17 protein-coding genes are annotated in these 17718 nt (G+C 60.5%); 10 read left to right on the forward strand and 7 right to left on the reverse strand.

Going from position 1 to position 17718, the window contains the following annotated elements; genetic code table 11:
• Positions 1–189 precede the first annotated feature (189 nt).
• Positions 190–894 carry a DUF1345 domain-containing protein gene (locus tag PK28_RS16450; protein WP_048826192.1) on the forward strand — a complete coding sequence of 235 codons (705 nt, stop codon included), beginning with the start codon at positions 190–192 and terminating at the stop codon, positions 892–894.
• 197 nt (positions 895–1091) lie between these two features.
• Positions 1092–1415 carry a PKD domain-containing protein gene (locus PK28_RS16455; RefSeq protein ID WP_156126441.1) on the forward strand — a complete coding sequence of 108 codons (324 nt, stop codon included), beginning with the start codon at positions 1092–1094 and terminating at the stop codon, positions 1413–1415.
• 69 nt (positions 1416–1484) lie between these two features.
• Here the strand turns inward: PK28_RS16455 and PK28_RS16460 are convergent, their stop codons facing one another.
• The gene (locus tag PK28_RS16460; RefSeq protein WP_048826193.1) at positions 1485–2195 is read right to left on the reverse strand and encodes a DsbA family oxidoreductase; all 711 of its coding nucleotides are present in this window, start codon (positions 2193–2195) and stop codon (positions 1485–1487) included.
• Between the two features lie 140 nt (positions 2196–2335).
• Between PK28_RS16460 and PK28_RS16465 the strand changes: the two genes are divergently transcribed.
• Both PK28_RS16465 and PK28_RS16470 read left to right on the forward strand, forming a co-directional pair.
• A complete protein-coding gene (locus tag PK28_RS16465) occupies positions 2336–2908 on the forward strand; it encodes a lipoprotein (protein ID WP_044515789.1) in 573 nt (190 codons plus the stop codon).
• A gap of 7 nt (positions 2909–2915) precedes the next feature.
• Positions 2916–3401: a YdeI/OmpD-associated family protein gene (locus PK28_RS16470; RefSeq protein WP_044515793.1), complete on the forward strand. Its 486-nt coding sequence runs from the start codon at positions 2916–2918 to the stop codon at positions 3399–3401.
• 11 nt (positions 3402–3412) lie between these two features.
• On the opposite strand, the gene PK28_RS16475 is transcribed toward PK28_RS16470, so the two are convergent.
• Complete coding sequence (locus PK28_RS16475) at positions 3413–4510, reverse strand: YitT family protein (protein WP_231576185.1); 1098 nt, start codon at positions 4508–4510, stop codon at positions 3413–3415.
• A 235-nt stretch (positions 4511–4745) separates the two neighbouring features.
• On the opposite strand from PK28_RS16475, the gene PK28_RS21245 reads away from it, so the two are divergent.
• Positions 4746–5792, forward strand: coding sequence for a ferredoxin--NADP reductase (locus tag PK28_RS21245; protein WP_044515795.1), 1047 nt, complete (start codon positions 4746–4748; stop codon positions 5790–5792).
• Between the two features lie 14 nt (positions 5793–5806).
• Here PK28_RS21245 and PK28_RS16485 read toward each other — a convergent pair whose 3' ends face one another.
• The gene (locus tag PK28_RS16485; RefSeq protein ID WP_048826196.1) at positions 5807–6220 is read right to left on the reverse strand and encodes a hypothetical protein; all 414 of its coding nucleotides are present in this window, start codon (positions 6218–6220) and stop codon (positions 5807–5809) included.
• Positions 6221–6302: 82 nt separating this feature from the next.
• On the reverse strand, positions 6303–6701 hold the full coding sequence (locus PK28_RS16490; protein WP_048826198.1) for an STAS/SEC14 domain-containing protein: 399 nt from the start codon (positions 6699–6701) through the stop codon (positions 6303–6305).
• 190 nt (positions 6702–6891) lie between these two features.
• Between PK28_RS16490 and msrA the strand changes: the two genes are divergently transcribed.
• Positions 6892–7557 carry a peptide-methionine (S)-S-oxide reductase MsrA gene (gene msrA / locus PK28_RS16495; RefSeq protein ID WP_044515797.1) on the forward strand — a complete coding sequence of 222 codons (666 nt, stop codon included), beginning with the start codon at positions 6892–6894 and terminating at the stop codon, positions 7555–7557.
• A gap of 99 nt (positions 7558–7656) precedes the next feature.
• On the opposite strand, the gene PK28_RS16500 is transcribed toward msrA, so the two are convergent.
• Positions 7657–7902 (reverse strand): hypothetical protein, encoded by a 246-nt coding sequence (locus tag PK28_RS16500; protein WP_156126442.1) that lies wholly within the window; start codon positions 7900–7902, stop codon positions 7657–7659.
• 225 nt (positions 7903–8127) lie between these two features.
• On the opposite strand from PK28_RS16500, the gene PK28_RS16505 reads away from it, so the two are divergent.
• Positions 8128–8604: an META domain-containing protein gene (locus PK28_RS16505; RefSeq protein WP_156126443.1), complete on the forward strand. Its 477-nt coding sequence runs from the start codon at positions 8128–8130 to the stop codon at positions 8602–8604.
• 11 nt (positions 8605–8615) lie between these two features.
• Here PK28_RS16505 and PK28_RS21020 read toward each other — a convergent pair whose 3' ends face one another.
• A complete protein-coding gene (locus PK28_RS21020; RefSeq protein ID WP_231576186.1) occupies positions 8616–10397 on the reverse strand; it encodes a BamA/TamA family outer membrane protein in 1782 nt (593 codons plus the stop codon).
• 1313 nt (positions 10398–11710) lie between these two features.
• On the opposite strand from PK28_RS21020, the gene PK28_RS16515 reads away from it, so the two are divergent.
• Positions 11711–12868 carry a methionine aminotransferase gene (locus PK28_RS16515; RefSeq protein ID WP_044517468.1) on the forward strand — a complete coding sequence of 386 codons (1158 nt, stop codon included), beginning with the start codon at positions 11711–11713 and terminating at the stop codon, positions 12866–12868.
• A 120-nt stretch (positions 12869–12988) separates the two neighbouring features.
• Positions 12989–13786 (forward strand): amidohydrolase, encoded by a 798-nt coding sequence (locus tag PK28_RS16520; protein ID WP_044515804.1) that lies wholly within the window; start codon positions 12989–12991, stop codon positions 13784–13786.
• Here PK28_RS16520 and PK28_RS16525 read toward each other — a convergent pair.
• Entirely contained in the window at positions 13783–16053 is a 2271-nt protein-coding gene (locus PK28_RS16525) for a T9SS type A sorting domain-containing protein (RefSeq protein WP_044515806.1), read from the reverse strand. The two genes, PK28_RS16520 and PK28_RS16525, sit on opposite strands and share 4 nt — an antisense overlap.
• Before the next feature lie 58 nt (positions 16054–16111).
• Here PK28_RS16525 and PK28_RS16530 point away from each other — a divergent pair, with 58 nt between their 5' ends.
• Positions 16112–17407 (forward strand): UDP-N-acetylmuramoyl-tripeptide--D-alanyl-D-alanine ligase, encoded by a 1296-nt coding sequence (locus PK28_RS16530; protein ID WP_044515808.1) that lies wholly within the window; start codon positions 16112–16114, stop codon positions 17405–17407.
• The last annotated feature ends 311 nt before the right edge of the window (positions 17408–17718 follow it).

Genomic DNA, 17718 nt, shown 5'->3' on the forward strand with positions numbered 1-17718 from the left:
ATGTTTTCCGGGCCTTGGTTGCCCGCCCGCCTAGGGCTTGGGCCTTGGGAAATGGTACGGGGCAAGCTGGGAGTTACCGGCAGAAGTTGTCACAGTTCAGCGCCTGCTCTGCAGACAAAAACAGCCAAAGGGCTTCGGGTTGCGCAAATCTTTGGGTATCTTCCGTAGCACTCCAGCGGCTTTGCGGTTATGGATGTTACTGCTTCTTCTGCGCCTGTTGCCACCGTGCGCCCGCTTATCAGCTGGCGGGCGCGCCTTGTCCGCCTGCTCCTGGCCCTGGGTGGCGGGGCTTCGGCCTTCTGGTGGGCCCCATCCGATTTTCCCCTCAATACGCAGCTGATGTTGGCCTGGGATGGATTTATTGTGAGCACGCTGCTGCTTACCTGGTACACCATGGCCCGGGCCAATACCGCCTACATCCGGCGGGCTTCCACGCTGCTGCACCCCGACCGCACCCGCTTTCTGATGCTGTTTACTACGCTGCTGGGCACTACGGCCAGCCTGGCGGCCGTACTGCTGCTGCTGCGCGGCCTGGAGGCTATGTCGTATGAGGAGCGGGTAGAGCACATATTGGTTTCGGTGGTGGCCGTGGTTACTTCCTGGCTGCTCCTGCACACGCTTTTTGCCCTGCGCTACGCCCATACCTATTTCAGCAAAAGCCTTCTGCCACCGCACGGGCAGCTGGGCGGGCTGGTGTTTTCCGGCGAGCCCCCCACTACCTACTGGGATTTTGCCTATTTCTCTTTCGTTATCGGCATGACGGCCCAGACCTCGGATACGGGCGTGAGTACGCTGCGCATGCGCCAACTGGTGCTCTATCATAGCCTGCTCTCGTTTAGCTTTAACACCGCGGTGTTAGCCCTGAGCATCAATATTCTCTCTGGCCTGCTGTAGCCCTTGGAAAGGCGGGACCCAAACAGGCCTTGACACAACAAGGAGAAGTGCTTTCACATAAACCTGATAATTAAAAATTGTACTAATGTGTATAATATAGCGCTTCACCCTTTTCTAACGAGCTTTGCAAGCTAAGAAAATTGAATATTGGCTATATTATTGCTGATTGGGGCTCTCTCATTTATTCCCTAATTCTCATGATGCCTCGTTTACTTCTTCGCCCGCTCGCGCTTTATGCCGGGTCATTGCTATTGCTGGCCAGCTGCTCTAAAAAGCCTGATGCCTGCTTTACGATTGAAAAGGGAATTCCCAGCTCTAAAATCAATGATGATGTGCAGGTAAATGCTGCTTGCAGCACGGACGCCGACAGCTACCTGTGGGAATGGGGCGATGGTGCCAGCGACACCGGCAGTACCGCTAAGCACAAGTACAATGCGGCCGGTACTTTTACCATTAAGTTAACGGCCAAAGGCAATGACAGATCTGCCACCACTTCCCGCCAGGTAACTATCGTTCAATAGCCCGCCTCTTGCGCACAAAAAAGGCCACCTCTCAGGTAGAGGTGGCCTTTTTTATTCACTTAGCCGGAGTTAGCAGGTGCCGCTTTCCAGGTCGCAGGCGGCGTCTTCGGCGCCGGCCAGCTGCACGGGCTGCGGGCGGGCTTCCTCCCACACTTTCTGCAGCACCTCCTCAAACAGCTCGGCGGGTTGCGCGCCGGACACCGCATACTTATCGTCGAAGACGAAATAGGGCACGCCGCGCACCCCAATCTGGCGGGCCTGGTACTCATCGTGGCGCACTTCCTGGGTGAAGTCATCAGACTGCAGCAGGTGCTCTACCTCGGTGGCGGGCAGTGGCAGCTCGGCGGCCAGGCGCGTGAGCGTGGCGGGGTCATTAATATCGAGGCCCTCTTCCAGATACGCCTTGAACAGGCGCTCTTCGGCGGCATCCTGCAGGCCGTGCTGTTTGGCCAGATGAATCAGGCGGTGCGCCCGCAGGGAGTTGGCGGGCACCACCCGGTCAAAGTCGAATGCCAGACCTTCGCCGGCGGCCATCTGAGCCATGTTGGCGCTCATTTCCCGGGCCCACGCTTCGGTGTTGCCGTATTTGGCGGCCAGGCGGGTGTACTGATTTACGCCGGGCTCGGGGTTGGCTTCGGGGTCCAGCTCAAAGCTCCGCCACTGCACTTCTACCAGGTCGCGCTGCGGGAAGCGGGCCATGGCCGTTTCCAAGCGCCGCTTGCCAATGTAGCAGAACGGACACAGGATATCAGACCAGATTTCAACGGTTATCTTTTTCATGAAAGTAGAGTCGGATTATAGGATGTTGTATAAGCCGGATGCCGGCCAAAAGGTTTCCCGAAGCAGAACGGGCACAAACGGGCCGAAATTATGCGTATTCTTACACCGTAACCTACGTCTGCCTCTTCTCCTATTTTCTGATGAAACGCTTTCTTCTGCCGCTGCTGAGCGTAGCCCTGCTGGCTGCCTGCAACCCCACCACCCAGCCCGCCGAGCAGCCCACCACCGCCACCCCGGCCCAGACCGCCGATGCCGATACCGCGGCGGCCGATGCCACCGCCACCGCGCCCTCTACACAAACCCCAACCGCCCCGGCTACTGCCCCGGAGGCGCCCGCCGTGGACGACGTGCGCCTGTCTCTGCGCTTTAAGCCCGTAGCAGGGGCGCAGCCAGCCCGCACGCAGGCTTTCCTGAAGCTGCAGGGCAAGGAAACCAAGGAAGTAGACCTGGGCACCTTCCCCGGCAAGCCTGATGTAATAGACGCAGCCAAAGCCAAACGCGCCGGCTACCCGGCAGGCTGGATAACCGGTTTCCGCACCTATGACGGCGCTTCCGGCACCGGCGCCGATGTGGCCATTCTGCCGGGCGCCGATGCCACCCACCTGCGCATTATGCAGCGCCGCATAGACGAAGCCGCCACCGAAACCTACACCTTTCAGGTAGCCCGCGAGCTAAGCCTGGACAGCCCCAGCAACCTCAGCGCCGCTAAGTAGAAACTTTATGCCCGGCTTTGCCTGCTCATTTACGGCCCTGCTGGAGCCCGGCGGCCCCAGCTTTATGCCCACCCAGATTGTGGTGGTGCCCCTGCCGGCAGTAGTGGCACTGGGCGGCAAAGCTACGCGCCGCGTGGCGGGCACCCTCAATGGGCACCCCGTGCGCCTGGGCCTGCTGCCGCTGAAAACCGGGGAGCGGTTTCTGATGATCAACAAAGCCCTCTGCCAGGCCGCCGGCGTGCAGTTGGGCCAGCCCGTAACTCTCACGCTTAATCCCGACCCCACCCCCGACCACGTGGACCTGCCCGACGAGTTGTCCGAGGCATTGGCCGCGTGGCCGGAGGCGGAGGCGGGATTTCAGCGCTACAGTGGGAGCCATCGGCGGGCTATGGCCCAGCACGTAGGCACCGCCAAGCTGGCCGAAACCCGGGCCCGGCGGGCCGTAGAGCTGGCCGAACGGCTGGCCACGGGGCGCCACCCCTTCCGCAAATAGGCCGCCGTGCCTTAGTGCAGGGGCCGGCGTTTCATCAGCCCACCGCGGGCATCGCGCACTTTTTGCATCACTACAAAGGCCTCGGCATCAATCTTATTAATCTCATTGCTCAGCTGCGTTACCTCTAGCCGGGTAACCACAGTGAAGATGACATCAACGCTGCGCAGGTGGGCGCCGTGGGTGCCGTAGCCCCGGTTGCAGGTGTAAATAGTGGCCCCGCGGTGCATCTTATCGGTTATCATTTCCCGAATGGTTTCGCTGCGGGGCGAAATAATCGTAACGCCGGTATATTCCTCAATGCCCACTACAATAAAATCGACGGTGCGGGCGGCGGCCAGGTAGGCCAGCACAGAGAACAGGGCGGTTTCAATGGAGAGCAGCCAGGCTGCAATACCGAAGATAACTATATTAATAATCAGGATGATGTCGCCCATAGAGAGCGGCAGCCGCCTGCTGATATACACGGCCAGGATTTCGGTACCGTCCAGCACGGCTCCGCCGCGTACGGCCAGGCCAATGCCTCCACCCAGGAAAAACCCACCAAATACGGCAATCAGCAGCTTATCGTGGGTGAGCGTGGGGAACGATACAAATAACAGCACCAGGGACAGTGCGAAAATGGCAGCCAAGCTTTTCAGGGCAAATTCACGGCCTATCTGAAAGTAGCCCAGCACAATAAAAGGAACGTTGATAACTACAATCAGCAAGGAGAGAGAAATACCGGTCAGCTGACTGACCAGCAGTGAAATACCGGTTACGCCGCCGTCAATGAAGCCATTAGGCAGCAAAAAGCCTTTCAGACCCAGTGCCGCTGAAAATACCCCGCCCAGAATGATGGCGGATTGCAGCACCAAACGTAGCAGCCAGCGCTTGGAGCGCAGGAAAAACCGCATGGCCTTAATAGGCTTATGGCGCAGTTTGGGAGCCCACTCAGGTTTTACGAGCGGGGGTGGTGGCATGTCCAGGGGCAGCGGCGCCGCATCTCCATTATCGAGTTGCAACTCCAGGTACACTGGCGTGGCATCCAGCAGCGGGGGGTCTTTGGTTGTGATGGGGGCTCCGTCGAGGCTACGGGTAGCCACGGGCGGAGGGTAGGGTTGAACTAGCATGACTCAGCAGGAAAAAGAACGTTCGGTTTGCTTAAACAGCACATGCACCGGCCCGGGGACCGGCCCTTACGTAAACACACCGCATAGCGCGCACGGCGTCAGGAACGTAACCAAGATACACGCGCCGACAGCCGACATCAATACTCAGAGTAGGTATTCTATCAGAGTACTTAACGGCCCCGGCCGCCGGCCCTAAGTATCTAAATGGTTAGTTCCTGTTTATTTTGGCAGCCGAATGACTTCTGCTGATCAGCTGCTCACTATCCGGGCCATCCGGCAGGAAACTGCGGATGTAAAAACCTTTGTGCTGGATGCCCCGGCCGGTACGGCGCCGCCCTACCAGGCCGGGCAGTATCTCACGCTGGTGCACCAGGTATACGGGCGGGAAGTGCGCCGCTCCTACTCCATCAGCTCGGCCCCGGTGCTGCACGAGCCCCTCAGCATTACGGTGAAGCGCGTAGAAAACGGGCTTATATCGCGCCGGCTCATTGACCAGGCCCGGCCCGGCGACACGCTGACCACCATTGGCGCGGCCGGCTTTTTCACCCTGCCCCCGGAAATCGAGGCATTTCAGCAGCTGGTACTGGTAGCGGCGGGCAGCGGCATCACGCCCATTTTTGCGCTGCTGAAAACGGCTCTGCATGCCCACCCGCACCTGCGCGTGCTGCTGCTATACAGTAACCGCACCCCCGAAAGCACCATTTTCCGGGAGGAGCTGCTGGCGCTGGCCCGGCAGTTTCCCGAGCGCCTGCACCTGGAAATGCTTTTCAGTAACAACCCCGATCTGGCCCGGGCCCGACTGTATAAAGAGCTACTGGAAGAGCTGGTGCTGCGCTACACTACGGCCCCGCCCCAGGGTACGCTGGCGTACCTGTGCGGCCCGCTCAACTTTATGCGCATGGCCACCTACGGCCTCCACGAAGTGGGCCTGCCGCTCAGCCACATCCGGCGGGAGCAGTTTAACCCCGATTCTTCTACCGTGCCCCACTCCGTGCCGCCGGATACCGATGCGCACCGGGTATGGCTGCGCTTCCGGGGGCAGGAGCACCAGCTGCTGGTGCAGTACCCGCACACCATTTTACAGGCTGCGCGCCGCCAGGGGCTGCTGCTGCCCTACAGCTGCGAGGCAGGCCAGTGCGGCCAATGCGCCGCCCGCTGCACGGCCGGGCAAGTGTGGATGGCCCTGAATGAAGTGCTGACCGACCGGGAAACCTCCCGCGGCCTGGTGCTCACCTGTACCGGCTACCCCATTGGCGACACTGATGTGCAGCTGGAAATGTAGCGCCCGAGGGACGCTTAATTGGGCAGGCTGCGCAGCCAGTCTTTAGCGGCTTCAATGTCTTCGAAAAACTGCATCTCAAACTGGGTGCCGATGCGCTGATGCAGATCCTTAATAGAGAGCTGCCCGAAAATACCCGGCGACAAGACGTGGGCGAAATAGCGCAGCCCGGCTTGTATAATCAGTGGCGTCCAGACCTGAGCAATCCAATCGTTGGCCTCCAGGAATCGGCCTACCAGCTCCTGGTGGTCGTTTAGCAGCTTGGGGCAGGGCTCGGCGCGCAGCATATCTACGTACGCCAGGCCGCCTTCCATAACCGTCTGTTTGGTTTGGACGCCTATCCAGTGGTCATATATCCAGCCCTCGGTCCGGTTGCGCTCCGCAGTAAGGTATATATGCCCATCGGGCCGGCGAAAAGTGAGAGCAGACATAGAGAAATCAGACGAAAAATATTCAGGCTAACTAGAAGCCTGCGGGGGATATAGGTGCCTTGCCGGCCCGGTAGTGGCTTATCTATTGGCGGGCTAGCCACTCATAGGCGGCGGCTACCTCATCAAAGGCAGCCACTACGGGCATGTTGGCTTCATGGGGCTGGGCCAGATCAAATATCAGCCGGCTGTAGATATGCGGCGAGTATACCCAGGCTATATGGCGCAGCCCGGCCGCGGCTATTTCCGGCAGCCACACCCGCCGGCCCCACATCATGCCTTCGGACCAGGGCTTCGTAATCAGGGTATTATCGTTTAAAATCTTGGTACAGCCCTCGGCCTGCAGGAGTTCGGTGAGTTGGCGGCAGCCCTGTTCTACTCGCTCTTGGTTCAACTCGCCCTGCCATTGCGCATACAGCCAGCTATGCTCTACATCATAGGTGATGGAGATGAAGGGTGTAGCGTAGAGAACATTTGTGGTCATATCGTGGGCTTTATCCTGAGCTAGTGATGCAAGTCTGTTCCCACGCTACCACTGGTTGGGTTCTGTTGGTACGTAGGGTGTATCGGAAAGGCTTCATGCTATTCCATGGTTTTTGGCTGGCAAGCTACTTTATTACGCAACTAAGAAGTAAGTCCGAACCGGGGTGCTACTTCGTATGTTAGGTATGCGTATGAAAACTATGTTTTTTCTTGTGCTGACGATGCTGAGCATTGCCAGCTGTGATGCCCGGCCGGGCGCCGCCGCCACGGTGGCAACCGAGCAGGACGGGGAGCGTTTTGCCACGCTGCCCAAGCCGCTGCCCAACGAGGAAGTAGCCACCTTTGCCAGCGGCTGTTTCTGGCGGGCCGAGCACGTGTTTGACAACCTGCGGGGCGTACGGGCCGCTGTTTCCGGCTATGCCGGCGGCACCACCGCCAACCCCACTTACCAGCAGGTGGGCCACGGCAGCACTGGCCACGCCGAGGCCGTGCAGGTGTACTACGACCCCAAAGTCATCAGCTATGAAACCTTAGTTAAGGTGTTCTTCGCGCAGCACGACCCCACCACCCTCAACCGCCAGGACCCCGACGTGGGCCCCGAGTATCGTTCGGTAGCCTTCTATCGCACGCCGCAGGAAAAAGCGCAGCTCATGGCAGAAATACAGCGCGTAAACGCCTCAAAGCGCTATGGCCGCCCCGTGGTAACGCAGGTGGTACCTTTTAAAGCCTTTTACCCCGCCGAGCAGTACCACCAGCAGTACCTGGTGAAGCACCCGGAGAACCCCTACATTCAGCACGTTTCGCTGCCCCACTACCAGGAGTTTGCCCGGGAGTTTCCGCAGCTGATTAAGAAGTAGAGCCTGCTTACCAGATATCCTAAAGCCCCATCCGATAAATCGGATGGGGCTTTTTTGTGACTGATGTACCGGTGGGAGTGCCGGAACGAGCAGATAGAATTAGTCGCTCAGCTCGTCGGTCTGCACGGCCAGGCTTATCTCATCGAAGAGCATTTCGATGTGATACACGTCTGTGTTGGGGTTTTGCACCCATTGGGTTAGCGCATGGCAATACGCCTGCAGCAGGGCGTTCTTGCCTTTCTCCGCGAGGTAGTGCGCATGGAAGTGGCGGAACCGCTCCGTGATTTCCGTACGCATGTGGGGGCCATCACGGCGTGGACCGGAAAGCAATAGGGTAGGTGGCATGTTCATAGAGCAAAATGATAGTATATAATTATGACCCGAGACAATAATACGATTTTTAGTACGTGATTGGTATTCGGATGTTTACCGGCCGTAATCAGCATGCGTAAAACGCTTTTTGCTTCCCCGCATCCGGAATCTTCGGTTGGCAGCAGGTGATGGATGCAACCTCTTTTTCGGCATTCGTATCTTAGAAAGACACCCTATCCGCTATTATAAAAATTACTTGTGATGCGTAGTATCTGGAGCATAGCCGGCATGCTGTTGCTGCTGTTTCTGGGCAGCTGGTGGGCCCAGGCCAGGGACACTGCCCCAACCCAGCACTGGGTATTGCAAACCATAGATGGGCAACCGGTGCGGCTCCATATTTCCAGCCCCGGCTTTCAATCGGCCACTGTCTGGAAGGGAGCCTTACCGGGCCAGCTGGACAGCGAAGGGAATTTTCGACCTTCGCTGGAGCTGCGGGTGCGGGCCTTTACCCACGTTATTGCGGCCATGCTGCACTGTAATGATGAAGCCGTGCAGCTAGAGCTGAACTACGTGAACCTGCTGCAGCAAACCACCCGCTACCGCACCCAAAATGGCTGCCTGTATCTGTTTGATGACAGCCATCCGCGGCCCCGTCTGGTATTTGAAACCATGCCCGCCCGGGCCGGCTCGCTCACGGCTTCGGCCGCCGCCGCACCGCTGCCGCCGGCTATGTAGTACCCGGGCGTCTAAAAACCAATATCCAGCACCAGGGGCTGCACCAGCCATTCCCTGGTTTGGGCGTTGTAAATGGTGCGCACGCCGGCTTCCAGGGGCGTGCGCAGCCGCAGCGGATTAAACACAAAGGAAATATCAGCCCCCATGGTGCGGTAGCTGGCCTGGCTGGTAACAGAAGTACCGTCCGGGCGCTTCACCGGCGTGCGGCCCTCCGCCACATCGTAAAAAGCCGCCGCCTTTATGCGCTGAATATACAGCCAGCGGCCAATGACCCAGTCGGTATCGGCCAGGGGCAGGCGGTATTCCAGGCTGGCGGTGGCCAGGTTTGCGAAGCTGCGGTAGTCTTGGCCCCGGGGAAAGAAGACGGCCGCGCTAAACCGGTAGTCGTTCATTTTTTGCCACTGGTACCCCGCCCGCAGGCGCAAGGAATGATGCTTGCCCACGCCGGGAAAATACGCACTGCCCTGGGCGGCTACCTGGGCCGCGCGCAGACCAGTGCCAAAGGGCGTGGTGCGCCAGGTAGCAAGCAGCGTCTGGCCCCAGCGCGGGGCCACATCCCGCTTGTTCTGGCGCAGCAGTCGGTAGTAGGATGCCGAGCTGGCAATAGCATGCAGCCCGGTATTATCTACCTCTGTGTAGCGGCGCACGGGCAGCTGGTAGCCACTCACCTGCTGGCCCACGTAGTAGGAGCCCACCGTAAGGCCCTGCAAAAACCGCGAGCGGGTGAGCTGAAGCGGCAGGCGCGCGCCTACGGTAACGCTGGTATAGTTCCAGCGGTCCGTACGCAGGCTATCGGCTGGCGCCCGGGAGTCGATGTACAAGGATTCCCGGCGCTGGCCGCGCTCTACGGTAGCATCCAGCACCGGAAATAAGCCCTGGTAGCTGAGCGTGGCAAACGCATTGCCGGTACGCTCCGTCTGGTTGTAGCCCAGCCCGGCCACAGCCTGCAGGGTATTCAACATATCCTGAGACCGAACGCCCACGCTCAGCCCACTGCCGGCCGGCGACTGCACCAAACCCCAGCCATATATATTAAAAGCATGCGCCAGCGGGCTGTACCGCCGGGCACTGACCTTGGCATCGCCAGCCACTACCGAATCGAGTGGCAGCACGGCACCTACCGTGCGGGCACCGGCGTCCGTCTGGGTCAGGGGCTCGGCGTAGGCGGCGGGGTCGTGCACGGCAGTAGCTACGGGTTGCCATTGGGTAGTATCCAGGGGCATTTCCCGGACGCGGCTGCCAGTGGCTTCATACTCATGAAAGGCCAGGTAGCGGCCATCGGGCGAAACGGCAGCGTGGTAGGCGCCCAGCGGCCGGGAGGTTACCTGAAAAGTGCGCCCACTGGCCACGTGCACCGCATAGATATTGTCGATGCCGGACTGCGGGGAGTTGTACAGCACATAGCCCTGCCAGGGCTGGGGGTGGCTTACGTTGAGGGCGGCTACCGGCAATAAGTCCCGGCGCTGGCCGGTTTCCGTGTTCAGCAGCTCCAGAGTTTTGCCGTTGGGCTTCAGGGCTACGGCCACGGCGGTGCGGCCATCGGCCAGCCAGCGAGGCTGCTGGTAGAAGCTGCGCTCGGGGTTGCCCAGGGTGCGCAGAACCTGGCCGGTGCTGGCATCCAGCACCAATAGCTGCGTTTGGTAGGCGGTATTGGTGGTAACGGCCAGCAAACGGGTGCCATCCGGGGAAAGGGCCGCGGCGGTGTAGCGGCTGCCGGGCGCCAAGTGCGTGAGCTTGCCGGTGGCCAGGTCCAGAATCCGCAGCTCGGAAAATACCTGCTGGCCCCAGCGCACGTGGTACCGAAACTCGGGCCAGCACACTTTACTGCCGCCCACCGAGAGCATTTCCGGGTTATTGAGCAGGCCCACCACATGCACCTTACGCTCCGCCCCCGCCGGCTGAGTTGCACCAGCCGGGAAATATCTCCCAGGCCGCTTTTCAGGGCCAGCAGCGTGCTGTCCGTCAGGTATTGCGGGTATTGATACTGGGTAAAGACTTTCCGCTCGGGCTGCACGGCTAAATCAGTAGCTGGGGTAAGCCGCAGGTCCTGCTGCTGCCGGCGCCAGGCAGAGTCCAGCTGGGCCATGGTGCGGGCATACAGGTCCTCGGTGCGCAGGCCGGTGGTGCGCCGCAGGCTGTTAGAAAACGAAAACGGATAGGCCGGGAACTGGTAGTACTTATTGAGCACGTTGCTCCACACCTCCGGGCCAAATTGGCGCTTGGCGTAGGTGGTCAGGAAATAGCCCAGCACGTAGTGGTTGGGCACATTGTCGCGGAAGGAGCCGGCCACGGCCTTAGGGTAGGAATAGCGCCGGCCGGCCAGCAGGTTGGCGCGCAGCTCTACATCGAAATTGGGGATGCGGCCCCGGCCGCTGCGCGTGAGAATGGTTTCGGTGCCCACGGCGTCGCCTTCGGCAAACCAATCGGGCACGCCCAGGGTGGCAGCGCCCAGGCCGCCGTAGCCAAACAGCCGGTAGGCTACTTCCGAAAGCCCCTGGTGGGGCTTTTCAAACTGCACCACGTGCCGAAACTCGTGCACGGCCAGCTGGTCCAGCCAATCCAGCGTGCCGGACAGAAACGGGTCCTGGGCGGGCGTGGTAAAGAACTCGGAGTGCCGGGGCAGAATGGTGACGAAGCCGTTGCTGATGGTGGTTTGCGTTTGCAGCACCAGCGTGAGTGGGCGGGGCCGCACGCCCAGGGAGCTGCTTACCGGCTCGTACACCTGCTCCAGCCGCCGCAACGTGCGGTGGGCGGGCTGTTCGCTGCCGGCGGGGTACAGCAGGCGGAAGTGCGGGCTGCGTAGCTCCTGCCAGCGTAGGGAAGGCGGATTTTGGTCGAGAACCGGAAACTGCTGCGCCACCACCTGGGCGGGCCGCATCGTGAACAACCCCAACACTATACCCCAAAACAGTAAACGCATAAAGCCGGAAGGAAAACGAAAGAACGCCGGGGTTAAACGGCAGGCACAACAAAAGGTATAGAATTGTAATCAAGGCTGGTTTGCCCAAAAATAACAGACCCGCCGCATTTGTCTATTCCCGGGCGAACCCTCCGCCGTATTGCGCCCGCGCCCTGTATATTTGGCTTCTTCCTCTTTCCCGTTTTCATGGCTACTCCTGCTTTTGTATTCAAGCTTCCCGATGTGGGAACCAGTATTTTCTCCGTGATGTCGCAGCTGGCCGCTGAGCATGGCGCCATCAACCTGGCTCAGGGTTTCCCGGATTTCGACCCACCCACCAACCTGACCGAGGCACTGGCCCATTACGCCGGCCTGCCCGGCCACCAGCAGTACGCGCCCATGCCCGGCCTGCCCCGGCTGCGGGAACTGATCAGCGCCAAAACGGCACAGGTATACGGCGTAACGCCCCCCGACCCTACCACTGAAATAACGGTAACCAGCGGCGCCACCGAGGCCCTGTACGCCGTGCTGGCGGCCGTGGTGCACCCCGGCGACGAGGTGCTGGTGCTGGAACCCGCCTACGACCTCTACGGCCCGGCCATCCGGCTGCAGGGCGGCGTGCCCGTATACGTGCCCCTACGCCAGCCCGACTTTCGCCCCGACTGGGCCCTGGTGGCCGCGGCCCTTACCCCGCGCACCCGCCTTATCATGCTGAACACGCCGCACAACCCCACCGGCGCTGTAATGGATGCCGCCGACTGGGACCAGCTGGCCACCTTAGTAGCCGGCACCAACACCCTGGTATTGAGTGACGAAGTATATGAGCACATGGTGTTTGATGGGCAGCCACACCGCAGCGCCCTGCAGCACCCGGCCCTGGCCGAGCGCAGCTTTGTGCTGTCTTCCTTCGGCAAAACCTACCACGCCACGGGCTGGAAAGTGGGCTACTGCATTGCCCCGCCCCTGCTCACGGCCGAAGTGCGCCGCGTGCATCAGTTTCTGACCTTCAGCGTGAGCACGCCCACCCAGCACGCCATTGCCGAGGTGCTCTCTGATGCCACCCATTACCACGCGCTGCCGGCCTTCTACCAGCACAAGCGCGACCTGTTTGCCCGCTTACTGCAGGACAGCCGCTTTGAGCTGCTGCCCACGGCTGGTTCTTATTTCCAGCTGGCCCGCTACCGCCGCATTTCCTCCGAAGATGATGTTTCCTTTGCCCGCCGCCTTACCACGGAAGCCGGCGTGGCGGTGGTGCCCATTTCGGCCTTCTATCATAATGCTTTGGATGAAGGGCTGATTCGGTTCTGCTTTGCCAAGCGGGATGAAACCCTGCACGCGGCGGCCGAGCGGCTGCGGCAGCTATAGTCCGCCTCACTTCCTTCTCAGGAAAATTCCGCAAAAAACCAACAGTAGAATTATTCCGGCAGTAGATATGGTTCTTAGTTCGTAATATTCCTCTGTTTCTCACCACCCCCATCTGCTGTTGTGTCTGATCTTACTGTTTCCTGCGTACAACCGGCCTTGCAATGGCATAACCCTGAGGGGAATAGAGCGGAGCTAAGCCGGCTGATTAACGAAATTCCGATTCCTACTGACCTGATTGTGCTGCCGGAAATGTTCAGCACGGGTTTCAGCATGGAGGCGCCGGCCTATGCCGAAACGCTGGACGGCCCCAGCGTGGCCTGGATGCAGCACATAGCCGCCGAGCGGCAGGCCGTAGTAACCGGCAGCCTGATGCTGCGGGAAGGGGAAGACTTCTATAACCGCCTGCTGTGGGTGCGGCCCGATGGCACCATGAGCCACTACAACAAGCGCCACTTATTTAGCCTGGCCCAGGAGCAGAGCGTGTTTGTACCCGGCACCGAGTCCTTACTGGAGGAGCTGAAAGGCTGGCGCATCCGCCCGCTGATCTGCTATGATCTGCGCTTCCCGGTCTGGAGCCGCAATACGCCGGAGCAGCCTTACGATTTGCTGCTGTACGTAGCCAACTGGCCAGCCGTGCGCCGCACGGCCTGGAGCACGCTGCTGCGCGCCCGCGCCATCGAGAACCTGGCTTATACCATTGGGGTAAACTGCGTGGGCATCGACCACCACGGGCAGCCCTACACCGGCGACTCCGCCCTGCTGGATATGAAAGGGGAATACCTGGTGGAGGTGGGCAATCAGCAAACCTGCATTACCCGCACGCTGCGCCGCGCCGAGCTGGAGGCCTTCCGCAACCGCTTCCCGGCCCTGCACGATGCCGATGCTTTCAGCCTGCAGCCTACGCCCGCGCCCATCTAGCGCACCAACAGCCGGCGCACGCCCAGGCGGCCATCGGCCAGCGCTACCCGCACCACATATACGCCGGCAGCCAGCCCGACTACTGACAGGGGTTGGCGGCCGGTACTGTGGGCCTTGCGCACCGTGCGCCCGGTTACATCCAGCACCATAATTTGCCCCGGCCCGGGCAGTTGAATCTGCACGGCACCCGCGGCCGGGTTAGGAAATACCTGCAGCCACGGCGCCTCCTGTGTGGGGCGCGTGGCCGTGCCGGTAGCCGGCCGCTGCCGGATTCGAAAGCTCTGCACACCGCCATTTTCCTGGCCTATCAGCAGCTCCGGCACCGCGTCTCCGTTTACATCGGCGGCCGCCAGGGCCAGGTGCAACTGCGAGGCCGTACCAAAACGGCTGGCGGCAAACTGCTTGCTCAGGGGCTGATAAAACAAATCGGTTTTAGGTGAGAAGGCACCCGAGAGGGTGCGCACGTTGCTGAAGAACTGCACCACGCCGGTATTATCCACGGTTAATAAATCGGGCGCAGTATCCCCATCTATATCCAGCACCAAGGGAAACAGGTTGCCGGGCCGGGTACCGGCCGCCGTGCGAATCTGGCCGTAATCCTCGTTTTGCAAGGTAAACTGCAGCGCGCCCGTGCCGCTGGGTTGCTGGCGGTAGTAGCGCAGCGAGCCCCCGGATGCGCCGGCCGCATTGGTGCCGATGAGCACATCCGGGTAGCCATCAGCATCCACGTCAAGAAAGGCGGGGGCCAGGCCCGGCAGGTTGGATAAGCCGCCTGCCTGCTGCAGATTGCCGGCTGCCAGCGCCAGGGGCTGCCCGGCAGCAGCAGTATTCAGAATGTAATACAGGCTGGTGGTGCCGCCCGCCGTGGTAGCTGACAAGGCCAGATCCAGCGCCCCATCCCGGTTCAGATCAGCGAAAACGGGTTTCAGGTTGGTGAGCTTCTGAGTGGAAAGCGTCAGGTAATCAGAGGTAACTGACCGGAATATGGGGTTGGTAGTGGTGCCCTCGTTGTGGTAGTAGGCCAGGGAGGCGCGGTAGCTGCCGTCTACTTCGTCGCCCCCGTTGCCGATGAGCAGGTCCGGCAGGCCGTCGGCGTCTACATCCGCCAGCGCGGGGGCGGCGGCTTCGCTTACTTCCAGCATTTGCTGCTGCAGAAAATCGGGCTGGCGAAAGGTGAAGGCCGGCGCACCGGTGGCCACGGTGTTTTCATACAGCCAGACGGATTGGCGCAGGCTTTCCTGGTGCGCGTTGCTGAACAGCGCCGGCGCCACCAGCAGATCGGGGCGGCCATCAAAGGTGACATCAGCCGAAAAAGCCGCCGGAAAAATAAGCTCGTGGGCCGGCGTTGGGCCAGCGGGAAAGTTGGTGCTGAGCCCGGCGGCCGTCATGCGGGCGGCGCTTGGCGTGCCGGCATTGGTGAGGCTGGCCAGCTCGTGGCACTCGTCGCGGCCGGTGATAAGGTCCTGGTCGCCGTCGTTGTCCAGATCCAGCGTGAGCAGAGTGTAGCCGCTGGTGTGCAGCGGGCGGGCCAGCGGGCAGGAGGCACCGGTGCCAAAGGCAAAGCCGGCGCAGCTCCCGGCGCATGCTCTGATTTCGCCCCAGAAACTGGTTTCAATTTTAAAATCAAGCCCGCCGCACGCCGGGCTCACGTTGCGGTACCAGGTAAAGTAGTTGCTGGTGGCAAAATCCAGGAGCAGCAGGTCTGGTTTGCCGTCACCATCTATATCTTCAATAGCCGGCAAGTCATAGGGGTTGGCGTAGATATTTCCGTTGTTGACGCTGGTATTGTAGTACCGCAGCTGGCTGCTGACGAGCCGAAAGCTGAGTTGCCCGTTGGCATCCGGCTCATTATGATACACCCGGATGTCGCCACCCTCGCCGTGCGCGAACAGGTCGGGGCGGTGGTCGCAGTCGTAGTCGCGCAGCAGGGCCCAGCTATTGATATCCGTGGGAAAGAGGGCTTCAAACGCCGGGGCGTACTGCCACTGGCGCTGGCTGCCGCGGCCGGCCACATTCAGGTAAGTGAAAATGCGGCGGCTGATCCGGTCGTAGACAAACAGGTCGTTTTGCCCGTCCTGATCGAAATCGATATTAGAAAACTGCGGGCTGTTGAGTCCGCCGGCCCAGGCCAGGTGCAGGGTATCGGGGCCGTGCACTACTTTTGCCACCGGCTGGTATTCAAACCCCAGCGCACCTGGCTGCTGCGCCAGCGCGGTGGTTAGTACCAGCCAGCAAAGGCCGCTGGTTGTCAGGATCCATCGTAGCATCTGCCTGCGGTTTTTAGCCTTTCTTTGTTTCGTTCAACACCCGTTACTTTTCTGCCGCATGAGTGAGCCCACTGCTCTTTATTCCCGCTTTCTCGAATGTCAATCGGTCAGCACCGACACGCGGCAGGAGCAAGATAACACGCTGTTTTTTGCCCTGAACGGTCCCAGCTTCCGGGGCCGTGATTTTGCCCCGCAGGCCCTGGCCAAAGGCGCCCGCTACGCCGTGGTAGACGACGAAGCCCTGGCCGCCACTGACGCGCGCTATACTTACGCCCCCGACCCGCTTTTGGCTTTGCAGGAGCTGGCCCGCCACCACCGGCGGCAGCTTACCATTCCGGTGCTGGCCGTAACGGGCTCCAACGGCAAAACTACCACCAAGGAGCTGCTGCACGCCGTGCTGAGCCGCCGCTACCGCGTACAGTATACCAAAGGCAACCTTAACAACCACATTGGGGTTCCGCTCACGCTGCTCAGTATTAAGGCTGATCTGCACGAGTTTGCCCTGGTAGAAATGGGCGCCAACCACCAAGGGGAAATTGACTTGCTCTGCCGGCTGGCGGAACCCACGCACGGGCTCATTACCAACATTGGCAAAGCCCATCTGGAGGGCTTCGGTGGGCTGGAAGGCGTGGCCAAAGGCAAGAGTGAAATGTGGCGCTTCCTGGCCGCCCACGCCGGCACCGCCTTCGTGAATACGGCCGATGCGCAGGTAGCGCAGCTGGCCGAGGTAGTACCCACGCGCATCACTTACCCCAACCCTGCCGATACCTACCCGGCCGAGCTGCTGAGCGCTACCCCCAACGTGGTGCTGCGCCTGTTTGATGGCTCGGTAGTGGAAGCGCAGATTAATGGTGGCTACAATTTTCTGAACCTGGCCGCCGCCGCCGCCGTGGGCGCCCATTTTGGAGTACCCACCCCGGATATTGCGCAGGCTCTGGCCGGCTACGCGCCCACCAACAACCGCTCCCAGCTGCTGCGCACTCAGCGCAACGAGCTGGTGCTGGATGCCTACAATGCCAACCCCAGCAGCATGGCCGCCGCCCTGGCCAGCTTTGCCACCCGCCCCGGCGATGCCAGCCGCAAAATGGTAGTGCTGGGCGACATGTTTGAGCTGGGCCCGGAAAGCGCCGCCGAGCACCGCGCTATGGGTGAGCTGCTGAGCGGTTACAGTTTTGGAACCGTAGTGCTCTGCGGCCCGGAAATGGCTGCTGCCCAGGCCCGGCCAGAGTTTCTGCACTTCAACACGAAGACGGAAGCCACTGCCTGGCTGCGCGAACACCCTGTGCAGAACCACCAGATTCTGATTAAAGGCTCCCGCGGCATGGGTCTGGAAACCCTGGTGGAGCTGCTGTAAAGGGGTTTGAGGACATAAACACTTCTGTCATCCTGAGTTTTGCGAAGGACCTTCCTCTGTATTACTACCAAAGCTCTTTCAACGCACAAAGCCCTTCGCCACGCAACTGGCAAAGGGCTTTGTGCTTTTAGTTGACTTCATCACCAAAGCAAGGAATGTCCTTCGCAAAACTCAGGATGACAGGGCAGCTATCGAGAAAGCAGCCAAAACTGTGTAAGCGCTTACTTGCGTCTCGCCGTTGTTTAGCTGGCACGGGTATCGGTCGTTCAATGACGAGACGCAAGTAGGCGTCTCGTCGTCGGCGAAACGAC

The organism is Hymenobacter sp. DG25B, assembly GCF_000801315.1.
In the GTDB taxonomy this organism is placed as follows: Bacteria; Bacteroidota; Bacteroidia; order Cytophagales; family Hymenobacteraceae; genus Hymenobacter.